At 58.2% G+C, this 15,991-nt stretch carries 13 protein-coding genes and 1 pseudogene; 11 read left to right on the top strand and 3 right to left on the bottom strand.

Features of this window, described 5'->3' with window-relative positions:
• The first annotated feature begins 193 nt into the window (after nucleotides 1-193).
• From OEU85_RS16695 to OEU85_RS16690, 3 genes and pseudogenes are all read left to right on the top strand, one after another.
• The gene (locus tag OEU85_RS16695) at nucleotides 194-2,581 is read left to right on the top strand and encodes a bifunctional diguanylate cyclase/phosphodiesterase (RefSeq protein ID WP_262692664.1); all 2,388 of its coding nucleotides are present in this window, start codon (nucleotides 194-196) and stop codon (nucleotides 2,579-2,581) included.
• A gap of 173 nt (nucleotides 2,582-2,754) precedes the next feature.
• A pseudogene (locus OEU85_RS18665) lies at nucleotides 2,755-2,895 on the top strand (calcium-binding protein); the annotation flags it as partial.
• Nucleotides 2,896-2,998: 103 nt separating this feature from the next.
• Nucleotides 2,999-3,121: a hypothetical protein gene (locus OEU85_RS16690; protein WP_262692662.1), complete on the top strand. Its 123-nt coding sequence runs from the start codon at nucleotides 2,999-3,001 to the stop codon at nucleotides 3,119-3,121.
• Between the two features lie 14 nt (nucleotides 3,122-3,135).
• Here the strand turns inward: OEU85_RS16690 and OEU85_RS16685 are convergent, their stop codons facing one another.
• Together OEU85_RS16685 and OEU85_RS16680 are read right to left on the bottom strand one after the other, a co-directional pair.
• Nucleotides 3,136-3,756: a 2OG-Fe(II) oxygenase gene (locus tag OEU85_RS16685; RefSeq protein WP_262692661.1), complete on the bottom strand. Its 621-nt coding sequence runs from the start codon at nucleotides 3,754-3,756 to the stop codon at nucleotides 3,136-3,138.
• 5 nt (nucleotides 3,757-3,761) lie between these two features.
• Nucleotides 3,762-3,974, bottom strand: a complete 213-nt coding sequence (locus tag OEU85_RS16680) for a hypothetical protein (protein WP_262692660.1) — start codon at nucleotides 3,972-3,974, stop codon at nucleotides 3,762-3,764.
• 114 nt (nucleotides 3,975-4,088) lie between these two features.
• Here OEU85_RS16680 and OEU85_RS16675 point away from each other — a divergent pair, with 114 nt between their 5' ends.
• The 6 genes from OEU85_RS16675 (at nucleotide 4,089) to OEU85_RS16650 (ending at nucleotide 11,531) form a co-directional block, all read left to right on the top strand.
• Nucleotides 4,089-4,964, top strand: a complete 876-nt coding sequence (locus OEU85_RS16675) for a LysR family transcriptional regulator (protein WP_262692659.1) — start codon at nucleotides 4,089-4,091, stop codon at nucleotides 4,962-4,964.
• Nucleotides 4,965-5,084: 120 nt separating this feature from the next.
• A complete protein-coding gene (locus OEU85_RS16670; RefSeq protein ID WP_262692658.1) occupies nucleotides 5,085-6,239 on the top strand; it encodes an NAD(P)/FAD-dependent oxidoreductase in 1,155 nt (384 codons plus the stop codon).
• Nucleotides 6,240-6,260: 21 nt separating this feature from the next.
• Complete coding sequence (locus OEU85_RS16665) at nucleotides 6,261-7,439, top strand: serine hydrolase domain-containing protein (protein ID WP_262692657.1); 1,179 nt, start codon at nucleotides 6,261-6,263, stop codon at nucleotides 7,437-7,439.
• 5 nt (nucleotides 7,440-7,444) lie between these two features.
• Nucleotides 7,445-8,962: an N-acyl-D-amino-acid deacylase family protein gene (locus OEU85_RS16660; RefSeq protein WP_262692656.1), complete on the top strand. Its 1,518-nt coding sequence runs from the start codon at nucleotides 7,445-7,447 to the stop codon at nucleotides 8,960-8,962.
• Between the two features lie 138 nt (nucleotides 8,963-9,100).
• A complete protein-coding gene (locus OEU85_RS16655) occupies nucleotides 9,101-10,516 on the top strand; it encodes a serine hydrolase domain-containing protein (protein ID WP_262692655.1) in 1,416 nt (471 codons plus the stop codon).
• A 199-nt stretch (nucleotides 10,517-10,715) separates the two neighbouring features.
• Nucleotides 10,716-11,531: a MurR/RpiR family transcriptional regulator gene (locus OEU85_RS16650; RefSeq protein ID WP_262692653.1), complete on the top strand. Its 816-nt coding sequence runs from the start codon at nucleotides 10,716-10,718 to the stop codon at nucleotides 11,529-11,531.
• Here the strand turns inward: OEU85_RS16650 and lysA are convergent.
• Nucleotides 11,528-12,814 (bottom strand): diaminopimelate decarboxylase, encoded by a 1,287-nt coding sequence (gene lysA, locus OEU85_RS16645; protein WP_262692652.1) that lies wholly within the window; start codon nucleotides 12,812-12,814, stop codon nucleotides 11,528-11,530. The genes OEU85_RS16650 and lysA overlap by 4 nt on opposite strands.
• Nucleotides 12,815-12,977: 163 nt before the next feature.
• Between lysA and OEU85_RS16640 the strand changes: the two genes are divergently transcribed.
• Nucleotides 12,978-14,360 (top strand): Na+/H+ antiporter NhaC family protein, encoded by a 1,383-nt coding sequence (locus OEU85_RS16640; RefSeq protein ID WP_262692651.1) that lies wholly within the window; start codon nucleotides 12,978-12,980, stop codon nucleotides 14,358-14,360.
• Nucleotides 14,361-14,378: 18 nt separating this feature from the next.
• Complete coding sequence (locus OEU85_RS16635) at nucleotides 14,379-15,938, top strand: serine hydrolase (protein ID WP_262692650.1); 1,560 nt, start codon at nucleotides 14,379-14,381, stop codon at nucleotides 15,936-15,938.
• Nucleotides 15,939-15,991 lie beyond the last annotated feature (53 nt).

The following is a 15,991-nucleotide window of genomic DNA, read 5'->3' as shown; positions in this document are numbered from 1 at the left end:
CGCTCACCTAACACTGCCTGCCAACGCTAGCAGCGCGCCACGTGATGCGCGCCGTTCCGGCTTCAGGTCATGCTTGTGTCAATCAAGCCTCGCTGACATTATCCTCACGTCACTTCACTATTGCTCACCTTCTATTAAGATGTGCATGGCATAGTGTCGAATGAATGCGAAGAAAGTGTAGTAGCGAAACTGTATGTTAGACGATCTTTATCGATGTTTTGTCATTGATCATGACCTGAGTCTGGTGCTGCTGGCCGCGGCAATCTGCGCGTTTGCCTGTTTTACATCGGTGAGCCTGATCTTGCGCGCGGAGAGTGAATCGCGGATTTCCCGCACCCGGTGGCTCTTGCTGACCGCGCTGGCCGCGGGTGTTGGCATATGGGCAACCCACTTTATCGCCATGCTTGCCTATGATGTTGGGCTGCCCAAAAGTTACGATCTGGTCCCCACCATTTTATCCGTCCTCATCGCCATCTTCCTAACAGGGCTTGGCTTCGCGACCTTTCTTGCCAGCACAGCAAAAACCCACCTGTATGCGGGGGCCACCATCGTTGGCATCGGTATCGGTGCCATGCATTATACCGGCATGGCCAGCCTGCGGATTTGGGGCAACATCGCCTTCGACCCGGTGTGGATCGCAATTTCTTTCCTGACCGGTATTGGCGGTACAATCCTGGCCCTTTCCCTCTACCGGAAATTCGAGGGGCCAAAACAACAGATATACACAGCCGTCGCCCTGACTTTGGCCATCTGTGCGCTGCACTTTACCGGCATGACCGCGCTGACCGTGGAAGCCAATCCGACCATCGGTATCCGCGAGGGCGAAGTCTCTGATTCTGTGCTGGCCATATTTGTTACCCTTGCGGCTTTTCTTATCCTGACCCTCAGCCTGATCGGCGCAACGGTCGATCGGCATCTGGCCGAGCGGCGGAGTCAGGAAAGTCGCCGCCTGCGCGGGCTCGCCAATGCAGCGCTCGAAGGCATCGTGCTTCTGGACGGAGAGGGCAAGATCGTCGACGCCAATTACAGCTTCCTCGGCTTGTGTGGGCGTCATCTGGCAACCCTCAAGGGCATGTCATTTACCGTCTGTTTTCAGAATTTGAAGTTCGGCATAGGGCTGCGCTCGGCAGGTTATGTCAGTGACGCGGTTCTTATCGGGACCGAGGCCCGGGAAATCCCGACAGAGATTTTCTTCCGCCCGGTCCCTGACCATCCGGAGGCGCAGATGGTTGCCATCGTCCGCGACATCCGGGAGCGCCACGCCGCCGAACAGCGAATCGATTATCTTTCAAGCCATGACAATGTCACCGGGCTGGCCAACCGCATGCTGGTGCCGGACAGGTTGGCACATTCATTTGCCCTTGCTCGCAAATCAGAAAACAAGGTCGCCCTGCATTTCATCGACATTGATGCATTCAAGGAACTGAACGCCCGCCTTGGCCACTCCGGCGGTGACGAAATCCTCAAGGCTGTGGCGGGCCGTATCAAGGAAGCGGCCCGTGAGGTAGACCTTGTTGCGCGTCTGTCCGCCGATCAGTTCTGCATCATTCAGGAAGATATCGAGAGCGGCGAGGGCGCAGACTTCCTTGCCCTGAAAGTGCGTCAAACGCTGGCACGGCCCGTTGAGATGCAGGGAGAAGAGTTCCATATTACAGCCTGTACCGGTATAGCGCTTTTCCCCGAGGATGCCGATGATCCGGAAGACCTTATGCTGCGCGCCGAAATTGCCATGAAACGGGCAAAAAGCGAAGGGCATGATCAATATCATTTCTTTGAGCACGCCATCGACGAAAAGCTGGAAGAGCGGCGCAAGCTCAAACAAGACCTGAAAGGCGCCATTCAGCGCGGTGAACTTTTCCTGGTTTACCAGCCACAATTTATCGCGGGGGACGAGGCGCTTGTCGGCTTTGAGGTGTTGTTACGCTGGAAACATCCGGAAAAGGGCATGATCTCGCCGGCTGAGTTTATCCCCATGGCCGAAGAAACCGGCGTCATCAATGACATCAGCGTCTGGCTTTTGAGCGAAGCCTGCCGTGAAGCGGCGTCCTGGGAGGTGCCGGTCAGCATTGCTGTAAACCTCTCCCCCATCCAGTTTCTCGAGGATGGCCTTGTCAATATGGTCCAACGCAAGCTTCATAAATATGGCCTGGCACCAGACCGGCTGGAGTTCGAAATTACCGAAGGGGTCCTCATTGCGGACGGGGACAGGGCTCTCGAGATCCTGAACCAGCTTAAGTCCCTTGGTATTCGTCTGGCGATGGACGACTTCGGCACGGGCTACAGCTCGCTCAGCTACCTGCAGGACTTCCCCTTCGACAAACTGAAGATCGACAGGTCTTTCGTGATGCAGATGGCTGACAGCAAGCATTCAGCCGGCATCGTCAAGGGCGTGATCGGCCTGGCTCACGGCCTGGGTATCCCGGTCCTCGCTGAGGGTGTGGAAACCACAACACAGTTGGAAATGCTCAAGGCAAGTCGCTGCGATGAGGTGCAGGGGTTTCTTCTTGGCCGCCCTGAGCGTATCGAGGCCTATGCCCGCGATGTGGGGCGCGGTAAAAGCTATTCGGGCCAGAGCGCCTGAGCGAGTCCCAGCCCAGCCTCCTCCCCTTACTCTCCCTCTTCAACTGCCGCTGCCTCATTGTTCGCTGGCCAGCTTATTTCATCTGACACTCTCTTCCGTCGTACGGCGCCCGCAACGGCCTTTCAGTCATAAACCAAGGTCCAGATTGTTGGGACAGGAGAGATAGCTTAGCAGTGGGCGCTTTTTTGTTTTGCACCGGTGATGACGAGTTATACGGCGGCACCGGTAACGACCTGCTGATCGGCGGCAACAGCCAAAGCTGGAGCGGCGTCGCCGGTCACGATACCCTCTATGGGGGCGCTGGCGACGACACCCTTGCGGCAGGTCACTGGTTCGAGGTTAACGGAAACGGTATTTTCGACGGCAATGAAGGCAAGCAGGGCAATACCGCAAGCACCCTTTGGGGCGAAGCCGGAAATGACCGTACAGGGCCAAACTGGCCTGTTGATCCAGCTTGGCGAAACAGCAAGCGTGTTTCTGGCCGGTGTTACGGTTGCCGACCTGAGCGATATGAACCCGTTGTTCCAGAAGAACATTTAATACATGGCTTCGCTCTACCGAAAAGCGGGGCCGTGTACCCATGCGGCCATGGAGAACCGCGTGCCCGCGGTTACGGGCCGGACCCGATGCAACATGAAGCTGGGGAAGGCCACAAGTGTGCCTTGCACCGCGGGAAGCTGAACCACGTCACCCGCCGCATTTACCTCAAGCTGCCCGCCCTCATAAGCCGCCGGGTCGCTCAGTTGAACGACAATACTCAGCTTGCGGCTCGTGGTCGAACCCGCACCGCCAATATCAATATGCCAGTCGTAAAAATCGCCCGAACGGCCACTGCCGCCACCATCATAGCGCAGCAACTGCAAGCCTTCGCCAAAACCGTCAAAGTCAAAAGGAAAGCTGTCCCGGGAAAGCTGCGCAAGCGACCGCACAAGTTTCGTCGCCAGCCATGGCATGGTGTCTTCGTCAAGCCACAGCGCTCCGGCAGAGCGGATCGCATGCTCACTGGCGCCACCGGCAAGGCGAGCACGCACCATCATGTTATCTGTCGCATAGGCCTGCAAGCAGGCGCATTCGTCTGCCGTCAAAAAGCCGTGGATAACTGCCGGGGCAAGCTGAAAACCAGCCCCTGCCCTGCCTGCGCCGGGAAAGAATGAAATATCACCACGCGGTGCCACGGGCGTCAGCCGAAATCCAGTTCGTACTTCTCGCGTAGCGAAAGCACATCACCGACATTGACCCGGTATTTGCGGGCAATGTCTTCAATCGTCTGGTCACAGCTCATCTCCGCACTGAGCATCACTTCGCTCAGCGGCCACTGCAGATCAAACGACTGGCTCGGATTTTCGCCATACCCATAATCCGGGCCATTCACATAAAGCTCAGGACGGCGCACTCTTGTATCCTTTATGGATTTAACTGCTTGTGCCGTTCTGCACCCCCGTTTATTATTTGAAAAGCGGATATATTTGATAGATAATATCGGATATAGCGATAGTAGAGCAAATTCATGGATATAACGCAGGCCCGCACATTTCTCGCCGTTCTCGAAACCGGTTCTTTTCTGCATGCTGCGGAGCGGGTGAGCGTCGCTCAGTCCACCGTCAGCACGCGCATCAAGGCACTGGAAGACGCCCTGGGGCAGCAGCTTTTTATTCGCAACCGCGCCGGTGCCAGCCCGACACAGATTGGACGGGAGTTCGCCCGCCACGCCGCCGCGATTGTGCGCATGTGGGACCATGCCAAGCTCACCCTCGCGCTGCCGGAAGACCAGAAAAAACGACTGACAGTCGGCGGCCAGCCAAGCCTGTGGGATGGTTTTTTGCTCAAATGGCTACCGTGGATGCGCACCAACGCGCCGGAAATTGCCATCCGCGCCCAGATGATGGCGTCGTCAACAGCGCTCACACAACAGCTTCTCGATGGCCTCATTGACTTTGCGGTCCTGTATCGGCCTACCGCCAGGCCCGGCATCGTTATCCGGCAGGTTTTCGAAGAACAGCTCGTCCTTGTCAGCAGTGACCTTGCCGCCCCGAAGCTGGACAAGGGACGTTATGTTTTTGTCGATTGGGGCCCCGAGTTCCAGGCCGACCATGCGTTGAATTTCCCAGGCATGGCCACACCGCCCCTTAATCTGAATGTCGGCACACTGGGCATATCGTTTCTGCTGGAAAATCGGGCAGCGGGGTATTTCCCGCTGCGCATCGCGGCGCCCTTTTTACTGTCGGGGGAGTTGATGCGGGTCAAAAACGCCCCTGCCTTCACCTACCCGGTTTATGGCGCCTACCCTGAAGACCACGACAAAGAGTTGATCAAAACCGTCTTCAGGGGGTTGCGGCACCTCTCCAAACGAGAAATTCCACAAATACAATCTATAAGTATTTGATTTATATTGATTATTTATAATTTATAATTTTTTATTCCTAATTTACTCATTATTCTATAATTTATTCCAAAATAGCTGACGCCGATGTTGCGACAGCGGGATAGAGTAAACAGGTCAATCATGTCACATACAGAGTTTGATATTATCGTTGTCGGCGCCGGCATGGCTGGCGCTTCTGTCGCGGCCGAACTGGCAGCGGAGCGGAAGGTGCTGCTGCTGGAGCGCGAGGACCAGCCCGGATACCACGCAACCGGCCGCTCCGCCGCGCTGTTCTCAGAGATATACGGCAGTGCGCCCGTCCGGGCCCTCTCACGGGCGAGCCGACCGTTCCTGAATACTCCGCCGGAAGGGTTCACGACAGGCCATCTTCTCACCCCGCGCAGCACCCTGTTCATTGCCACCGCCGCGCAGGCGGAGGCGTTTGATGTGATGAAAAAACAGCCCGACATTGCAGCCAACACCCGGTGGGTCAGCCCACAGGATGCAGAGGCAATGGTACCAATCCTGCGGGGTAATGAGTTGATTGGCGCGCTGATCGAGGACGCATCCGCCGACATTGACGTGCATGGTCTTCACCAGGGCTATCTGAAGCTTTTCCGCGCCCGCGGCGGCGTGCTGCAAACCGGGGCTGATGTAACGGCGATATCGCGCACCGCCGACGTGTGGCAGGTTACCACCAACGCTGGCGAATTCAGTGGTACCGCGCTCGTGAACGCTGCCGGCGCGTGGGCGGACCATATCGGCGTGCTGGCGGGTGGGCGTGAGATCGGGCTGATGCCGAAAAGACGCACCGCCATCCTTGTGGACCCACCCGCCGGGGTGGATCCGGCCGCATGGCCCATGGTCATGGACGTCGATGAAGGGTTTTACTTCAAGCCTGACGCGGGCATGCTTCTGGTATCGCCGTGCGATGAGACAGAAAGTGTCGCCTGCGACGCCCAACCCGAGGAGCTGGATATCGCTATCGCGGTGGACCGGGTGATGACGGCAACCACGCTCAATGTAAGGCGTGTGGCGCATAGTTGGGCCGGGCTCCGCAGTTTTGTTGCTGACAGGACCCCCGTTGCGGGGTTTGACCCGACCCTGCCCGCGTTTTTCTGGCTGGCCGGGCAAGGCGGATACGGCATTCAGACTGCGCCCGCACTGGCGGCGCTCTCGTCAGGGCTGATCCTGAACGGAAAAATGCCCGCCTGGCTTGCGGAATACGGTATCAGTGAAACAGCGCTCACACCCACGCGACTCTGGGGAAACGGGGGGCTCAGCAGGTCAGCCTGATCAGATAAAAAAGGGGGCACTATGCGTACAATGATTCGGACGGTCAGCCTCGCGCTGGCATGCGCGGTCAGCTTTCAGACCGGGGCCGCGGACAGCGATTTTGATCAAGCCTGGACGTCCGTCGAGCGGCGCTTTGACGCCCGGATGGCGGAGGTCGGCACCGTTGGCGCTACCCTGGTTTTCCTGCAGAACGGCAAAATACTGGCGCGCCACAATTATGGCCTTGCCGACAAAGAGAGCGGCCGGGCGGTTGGCACAGACACCGTCTTCCACTGGGCGTCGATCACCAAGACCTTCACCGCCACGGCGCTGATGCAACTGCGCGACCGGGGAAAACTGAGCCTTGATGACCCGATCAGCAAATACCTGCCAGAGGTCCGACAGGTCTATAACCCATATGGCAGCATGGATGACATCACGCTCCGGCAGTTGATCAGCCATGCGGCGGGGTTTCGTTCACCCACCTTCCCGTGGGGCGGCGGGGAGAAGTGGCACCCGTTTGAGCCCGCGGCCTGGTCACAGGTGGCCGCGATGATGCCGTACAGCCGTATTCATTTTGAGCCCGGCAGTCGGTTTGCCTATTCCAACCCCGGCATCAGCATGCTGGGCCGCGTGGTGGAGATTGTCAGCGGTGACACCATCGAAGAATATGTGAGCAAGAATATCCTCATGCCGCTCGGCATGACGCGCAGCTATTTCGACACGACACCCTATCACCTCTTGAAGGACCGATCGAACAGCTACTGGCTGAAAGGCAACAAGCTCTCGGCCTATGGGCTTGATTTCGACACTGGCGCCACCAGCGGTAACGGCGGCCTCAATGCACCTGTCGCGGATATGGTCAAGTGGCTGAATGCCTGGCTGGGGCTGGACGACAGCGCGCCCGAAATCCTCCAGCGTGAGACATTTGACGAGATGTGGCAGACGCTCTACCCGACCGACGACACGTCCGTCGCCGAATATATGGGTATGGTATTTTTTACCATTCAGGTGCCCGAGAGCGAAACGCACATCCCCTTCCGGCTGGTAGGCCACACCGGGGATCAGGCTGGCTTTACTGCTTTTGTCTATGTGGAACCAGACAGCAAAACAGCCGCGATCTACAACAACAACACCGCCAGCGATACAGCCTTCAAAACGCGCGAGATCATTCGTGCCGATGTGATCCAGACCCTGTTCCCGCTGTTTGTCACGGAGTAAATACCATGCGTAAAGCCCTGAAAGCCCTCGCCTGCTGCCTGTTCCTGGGTACGGGTGCATACGCTGACGACAGCCTGCTGATCAGCAACGCCGTCGTCATCGACGGGACAGGCGCTGCCACCTTCTCAGCAGACCTGCTGGTGGAAGACGGCGTTATCAAAAGCATCCACGCGCCGGGGGAGGGGCCAAAAACCGCCAGCCGCAGCATTGATGCAAAAGGCCGCGTCGTCGCCCCCGGTTTTATCGACCTGCACACCCACGGCGATCCGGTTGCCCAGTCCTTTGAGAACTTTCTCGCCATGGGGGTCACTACCGTCACTCTTGGCATGGACGGCAGCAGCGACAGCCTGACAGGCGGAGAGGGTGGCCTTGCAGGCTGGAAAAAACGCGCAGGGGCCAAAGGGCTGCAGCTCAATGTCATCCCTCTGTCAGGCCACGGCACGGTGCGCCACTTGGCAGGCATCCCGGACGGAACGCGGGCACTGTCCCCGGCGCAGACAGAGGCCCTGCAACGCACACTCCGGCAGGATCTTGCCGCAGGCTCGTTCGGCTTGTCGCTGGGGCTTGAATATGTGCCCGGCGTGTATGCGGAAACCGCCGAATTACGGGCACTTGGCGACGTCATCACCAACACCGACGCCATTATCATGAGCCATATGCGCAGCGAGGACGACGCAGACGTGGAAGACGCCATAGGTGAACTGGTAGCCATGGCGCCCAGGGGCCGGGTGCATGTCTCCCACCTTAAGGTGGTATACGGCAAAGGCGAGGCCCGCGCCGACGGCTTGCTGGCCTTCATGGCCGGCAAGCGCGAAACCGGCACAAGGCTGACCGCCGACGTCTACCCATATGCCGCCAGTTACACCGGCATCGGCATCCTGTTCCCTGAATGGGCGCTACCGCCCACGGACTATACCGCCCTCCGGCAACAACGGGACGATGAATTGCTTGACTATCTCGGCAAGCGCATCACCAGGCGCGGCGGGCCCGCTGCCCTGCTGTTCGGCACGCAACCCTACGCCGGGCAAACACTGGCTGAAGCAGCGAAAGCCGCCGGAAAACCGCCCGCCGGCTTCATCGCAGACCTCGGCCCAAGGGGTGGTTCCGCCGCGCATTTTGTGATGGACCGCACGGTCGTGGACAAGCTCCTTGCCGATGCCAATGTTGCGCTGTCGACCGACGGTAGCCCGACCATGCGCCACCCGCGCGCTTTTGGCACCTACGCCCGCCTGATCGAATACTATGTCATGCAGCAAAACCAGCTGAGCCTGGAAGCGGCCATCCATAAAGCGACCGGCCTGCCAGCGCAGATCATGCAGCTTGCCGACCGCGGCGTCATAAAACCCGGCATGGCCGCCGATCTTGTGATCTTCACCCCCGCAAACGTGCGGGAAAACACCAGCTATATCGCCCCCCATGAAAAAGCCACAGGCTTTGATATTGTGCTGGTGGGGGGGTACATCGCGTATCAGGACAACAAAGCAACGCCAGCCAGGGCGGGGCAGGTTCTACGCTTACAATAAATAGAATTATTCAAGTATTGGTTGAATATATAGGCCTTGACTTGATTGGAATAATATATTCAATATGACGAGCGGGCCGGTGCCCGATTTTGAATAATGTATTCAGGTCAACCACAGAACCCTACACAGGTCCGCATCATGCACAGGCAGCACTTGAAAAAACTCCTTCTCAAAATCAAGGCTGCCCCTGCAGCTGCGGGGCTTCTCATTGCCTTCTCCTCCGCCACGCTGGCTCATGACGCGCTCCCCCCCACCGCGCGTCAGGAACTTGATGCCATTGTTGCGGGCAAGGTACCGGGGTCCCCGGAAATCAGCGGGTTGCAGATGGTTGTTATCAGGGACGGGGAACCGGTGTTTGAATATGCCGCCGGTATTGCGCGCGTGGATGGGGGCAAGACTATTCCCCTTAACCTCGACCACAAGATGCGCGTTGCCTCAATCTCCAAACTGGTGGCAACCATCGGACTTCTACGCCTTGTGGAAGCCGGTGATGTCAATCTTGATACCGATGTATCCGACTATCTCGGCTTTCCATTGAGGAACCCGAACTTCCCCGATGATGAAATCACCCTGCGCATGATTCTCTCGCATTCGTCCAGCATCCGCGACGGCAGCTACTACTGGCTGAAGGGCGGGGAAGAGTTCGAGGAATTTTTCCGCCCCTACGGCAAGCACTATGAAGGGGGTGCCCATTTTGCCAGCGGCAGGAACAGGGGACCGGGCGAATATTTCACCTATTCCAATCTCAATTTCGGCATCATGGCCGGGATTATCGAAAAGGTCACCGGCAAACGCTTTGACATCTACATGCGAGAGGCCGTGCTTGAGCCACTGGGCCTGAGTGCCAGCTATAACGTGTGTGACGTTACGGCACAGGCACCGGATACCATGGCCACCCTTTTTCGCAAGCGGGATGATGACGGCAACTGGCGCCCGGAAGGTGACTGGGTACCCCAGATCGACAGCGCTCGTTTTTCCTGTTTTTATGGCATGGAACCGATCGCCCGGGGCGATCAGCCTGGGCCTATCCTCGAAGGCTACAAGCCGGGACAGAACCCGACTCTTTTTTCCCCGCAAGGCGGCCTGCGCGCATCAGCCAGAGACCTGGCCAAGGTTGCCATGTTCATGATGAACGGCGGCGCGGATACCCAAAACACACACCTCCTGGACCCACAAACCATCAGCGAAATGGCGCAGCCTGTTTGGCTGCATGACTCTGCAGCCGAAAACGGCAACACAACAGGCGAAGATGCAGACCCGGACGGCCCATCGAGGGGCTTGATGACGGCCTACGGCCTCTCAACCCATATCGTGAACTTGAAGGAATGGGGCATCACGGAGGATCGGCGTTATCTTGTCGGCCACCTTGGCGACGCCTATGGCTTGATGAGTCAATTCTGGATCGACTTTGACAATAACGCAGCCCTGATTGCGCTCATTACCGGTACAGCAAATGACCCGGCGCCGGGGACAGGCATTTCGCCCATGTACCGCGCAGAAGATGAAGTGCTGCGCTGGTGGGTCCGCTGGTTCGAAACCGAGTCTGAAAACTAGGGCAAAGTCGAAAACCGGATATGGTCTTTAACCGTAATGCTTGAGTTGAGGCTGCTTTCGGCCTAAACGAAATGAAGGAGAGGGAGTTTGGCACAGGCACCGGGGCGGGCAAACACCGCCCAAGGCAATGTGGCAACAGACGGGGTAAAAATTCTCGATGAGCGATTGTTTGGCAAATATTCGGCGGGCAGTTAACGGCATGTCTGCAAACGAACGGAAACTTGCCGAATTCATCCTGAACAATGCGACCCTGTTGCGGGACTATTCCTCCCAACAACTGGCGGAAGCTGTTGGCGTGAGCCAGTCCAGCGTCGTCAAGTTCAGCCAGAAGCTTGGCTACCGGGGGTACCCCGCGCTCAAGCTCGCCGTCAGCGAAGAGCTGGCGCGCGGCAGCGCCCAGATCGACCTCAGCCAGATCCCCGCCCCATCAAACCACGAAGGCGCGGACACCATCTTTGAGGAGCTGGCGCAAACCAAGGCTGACGTGGTCAAGACCATTGCCGAACTCAATAGCGAAAACTCGCTTCTGGACGTGGTCCGCACGATCGAGAAGGCCAACCGTATCCAGTTTGTCGCTGCTGGCGGCTATTCCCTGGTGGTGAAGGATTTTGCCCTCAAGCTGATGATCATGGGCAAGTCGGTCGTGGCCGAAAGCGATCCGTTTGTCCAGCGGGCCAACCTCGCCAGCATGCGGCGCGGCGATGTACTTTTTGCACTTTCTGTCTCGGGGCAGAATGGCCATGTGATCGAACTGGCCGAAGCCGCCAAAGAGGCGGGGCTGACCATCGTGTCATTGACCAAATATGATGTGAACCCCTTGAGCCTGCTGGCCGACCACAGCCTTTTCACCCTTGATGACCGGGCTGCCAGCCAATATAGCGCCAGCGCACCGCACATTGTAGCCCGCGTCGCGCTCCAGCACCTGATTGACGCCCTTTACATGGTGCTTTCAAGCCGCGACACCCACGGCCGCGAGCTCCTTATCCTCAGCCAGCAGGCGGTTGAAAACCTCTAGGCCTCCCTGACTTCCTTGACCGACGGCACCTCATCCCACGAGCTGTCGAGGCCGATCAGATCTTCATATGTCCCGCGCGGGCGGATAATGCCAAAATGCGCCCCGGCTATCATCACCTCGGGCACCAGAAGGCGGCTGTTGTAGGTCCCGGCCATGACCGCGCCGTATGCGCCTGTATCCATGAAGGCCACCCTGTCTCCCGCTTTCACCTCGGACATGGCCCGTGCCTTGGCGAAGGTATCCCCGCTTTCACACACCGGCCCGACGATATCGTAATTGCGCGCGGGCCCAGAAGGCGCCTGAAGTGGCGTCACACCGTGATACGCGTCATACATGGCGGGGCGAATGAGGTCGTTCATCGCCGCGTCCACAATGATGAAATCCCGGCTTTCGCCCGACTTCACATAGATCACCTCCGACAACAGCACCCCGGCTGCGCCCAAAAGGGAACGCCCGGGCTCGATGATCAGGCGCCCCCCAAAATGGCCGAGGCATTCGTGCGCCATAGCCGCAAGCTCAGCCGGTTCAGGCGGCACAGGCTGGTCATCTTCATACCGGATACCCAGACCGCCGCCAATGTCGATGCTGTCAAGCTGCACGCCGTCAGACACAAGCGCATCAATCATTTCAGCGAGCCGCCCATAGGCCGCCCGGTATGGCTCAAGCGACAGAAGCTGTGAGCCGATATGCATGGCGATGCCCTGCACCCGGATACCGGGTAGCGAACCGGCAAGCCGGTAAACAGCCCGGACCCGCCGCCAGGGGATTCCAAATTTGTTTTCCGACTTGCCTGTCGCGATCTTGTCATGGGTTTTTGCGTCCACATCCGGGTTGACCCTGAGCGCGATACTGGCCGTGAGCCCCAGCCGATCCGCGACCTTGCTCAACGCCAGAAGCTCGGGTTCCGATTCCACATTGAACTGATAAATTCCGGCCTTGAGAGCAAATTCCATCTCGCCATGCTTTTTAGCAACGCCGGAATAAACTATTTTTGACGCCTGCACCCCAGCCTTGAGCGCGCGCCTGAGCTCACCCTCCGATACCACATCGGCACCAGCTCCCAGCGCCGCCAGCGTACCAATCACCGCCTGGTTGGTGTTGGCCTTGACGGCATAACAGATCAGGGTATTTGCAAGCGGCACAAACGCATTCTCATATCCCCGATAGGCGGCTTCGATGCTCCCGCGCGAATAACAGTAGACCGGGGTGCCAATCACACTTGCGACAGTGGAAAGTTTCACGCCTTCCATCATCAGCTCGCCGTCTTTATAGTTGGGTTTCATGGGGAAATTCCTTGGAATCGCTTGAGAATAGAACCGCATATATTATTGAATATATTATTCCTAATGGAATAATTAGCTTGAAGACAACAGAAATCTTGGGCAATCTCGCCCATGCCCCCGCCTTTTTCTCACGCGGGGCACATGTTTTTAGGGGAGGAAACACATGGGCTGGCTTTCACTGTTGCCACCAATTATCGCGATCAGCGTCGTGCTCTGGCGCAAGGAGGTCCTGCTCGCGCTCATCCTCGCCATCTTTGCCTCTGAGGCGCTGCAGCAAGCCAATATCATCACCGACCTGCCCATCGCGGGCCTTGATATGATGGACCGCATCGTCGGCACGCTGACCGACCTCGATAACGCCCGCCTGCTGACCTTCGCGCTGATGATCGGCGCCCTGCTGGCCTTCATGTACCGCTCCGGCGGGGTCGCGGCGGTGGTGAATATCATCGTCTCGCGCGGCTGGGTAAAGTCCGGCCGGCAGGCCAGCCTCACCTCCGCCATTATCGGCGTAATCGTGTTTGTTGAATCAAACCTCAGCGTCCTGACCGCAGGCCTTGTCTCGCGCGGGCTTTTTGACCGTTACGGCGTCAGCCGCACCAAACTGGCTTATTTTATCGACAGCACCTCCGCCCCTGTCTGCATTCTTGTGCTGCTGAACGGCTGGGGGGCTTTTGTGCTTGCGCTGCTTAACGCCTATGAATTTGAGGTGAGTGCTGCGGAAGTTCTCTGGGGTTCCGTCATCTTCAACTTCTACGCCATTGTCACCCTGATCGTCGTTTTCTACTCCGCCGCAACCGGCCGGTTTTTTGGCCCGCTGGCGACCGCCGAAAACCCCGACACCTCCGGACTTGAAGAAAATGAAGTGCAGGAAGAACAGTTCGAAGCCACCCGCGCGCGTTTTATGATCGTGCCGCTTTTTGTCATGATCTTCAGCATGATCGGCTTCATGCTGTGGACAGGCGGCGGCGACATGGCGGCGGGCAGCGGCTCACGCTCGATCCTCTATGCCACCGCGCTTGGCTGCCTTACAGGCTACCTCCTCTTGATCACTGACGGGAATTTCAGCCACAAACATATTGTTGAAATCGGCATCAAGGGCATGAACGAGCTGTTGCCCATCACCTTGTTGCTGCTGTTGTCCATCGCGCTGGGCGGCAGCCTCAAAGGCCTTGGCACCGGGCAATTTATCGCCGGTGTCGTGGGCGGCAACCTGCACCCGCTTCTTCTTGCGCCACTGTTGTTTGTTGCTGGCGGGCTGATCTCCTTTTTCACCGGCACCAGCTGGGGCACATTCGCCATCCTGATCCCGCTCGCCATGCCGCTTGTCGGGGTGTTCGACCTGCCGCCGGCCTTCCTCCTGGCGGCGATCCTTGGCGGCGGCGTATTTGGCGACCACTGCTCGCCCATTTCCGATACAACGCTTGTGTCCTCGCTTGCCGCAGGGTGTGAACTGCTCGACCATGTGCGCACACAGCTGCCCTACGCGCTGGCGGTAGGCGGCGTGACCATTGTGCTCTATCTCGTCACCGGGCTGTTTTTGATCTAGTCAGCAAAGGACCCCCTTATGTTTTCCGCCATACTGAAGTCACTCACCGTTGCTGCCGTGCTGCTGGCAGGGCCCATGACGGCGCGGGCCGATGCGCTGACAGAGGCAGAAATCAAGTCCGTGGTGAGCGAAGCGCTTGAGCGCTTCAACACACCCGGCATGGCGGTTGGCATCGTCAAGGACGGCGAGGTTATCCATCTTAAAGGCTATGGCATCCGCGATATGAATAGCCGCGAAGCGGTCACGCCCGATACCCTGTTCCGCATCGCCTCAACCACCAAGGCCTTTACCTCGGCCGCGCTCGCCGTCCTTGTCGATGAAGGCAAACTTGGCTGGGATGACAAGGTGATCGATTACCTGCCTGACTTCCGTATGATGGATGCCTGGGTCACGCGTGAGTTCACCGTCCGCGACCTGCTGACCCACCGAAGCGGGCTGGGCGCGGGTGCTGGCGACTTGATGCTCTGGCCGGAGCCCTCTGGTTTCACACGCGAGGAAATCATTAAAAACCTGCGCCATTTCAAGCCCGTATCCAGTTTCCGCAGCGAATACGCCTATGACAACCTGCTTTATATCGTGGCGGGCGAAGTGGTCGCCGCAGCCAGCGGCACAAGTTGGGAAGATTTTGTCCAGACCCGTATTCTCGACCCACTCGGCATGGGCTGCTTCGCGGGCGACATCCCGATGCAAAGCCTTGGCAATGTCGCGACACCACACGGCTGGCATGACGGCAAACTGGTCACCATCCCCCGCAACGCTATCGGTGGCAAAGCCACGGTTTCGGCCGCGGCGGGCGGCATGGTCTGCAACATACGCGGCATGAGCACATGGATGCTGACGCAACTGGCGGGGGGTATAAGCCCCAAAGGCATCAGGGTTTTTTCCCAGGCGCGGCGCGATGAGATGTGGCAATCCGAAACTATTCTGGGCGTCGGCAGCCTTGACCGTAACTGGAATAACACCCACTTCCGCACCTATGCGCTGGCGTGGCGCAAGGCCGATGTCATGGGCCGTGAAGTGATCTCCCACACCGGTACACTTTCGGGCATGCAGGCGTACCTCAGCCTCGTGCCGGAGCTGGATCTGGGCATCATTATCCTGAATAACGGCTCACACTACGGGGCGCGGACATCGGTGATGCAGGCCATTTTACACGGGTTTCTGGACGCGCCGGAACGCAACTGGGTGACGGTCTATGACGACTGGCTCAGCGCCCGGCTGGCGGCAAAGGCCGCCGCGGAAGGCACCCCGCGCGAGGGCACGGGCGAAGTGTTCCTGCCGCTTGATGCCTATGCCGGCAGCTACAGGGACGCATGGCTGGGCACCGCGACGGTGAAAATGGACGGCGACGCCCTGCTTTTCAGCTCGGAAAAAGCCGTCAAACTTACAGGAACCCTTGAGCCTTTTGAGCAGAATACCTTTGTCATTCATTGGGATGACCCGATGATCGGCGAGGACGCCTATGTGCGCTTCGAGACCAACCTTGATGGCAAGGTCACCGGTTTCAAGATGGCGCATATGTCCGCTGATTTTGACTTCAGCTTCGACATTCAGGACCTGAATTTTATTCGTGACTGAATAATCCGGCGGTGCAAAAGCAGGAATATTCCTCGTTTATGTGCAAAATCCCG

The organism is Kordiimonas aestuarii (assembly GCF_025574465.1).
GTDB lineage: Bacteria > Pseudomonadota > Alphaproteobacteria > Sphingomonadales > Kordiimonadaceae > Kordiimonas > Kordiimonas aestuarii.
The sequence above is the reverse complement of the archived record's forward strand: the minus strand, read 5'-3'. Positions and strand labels throughout refer to the sequence as shown.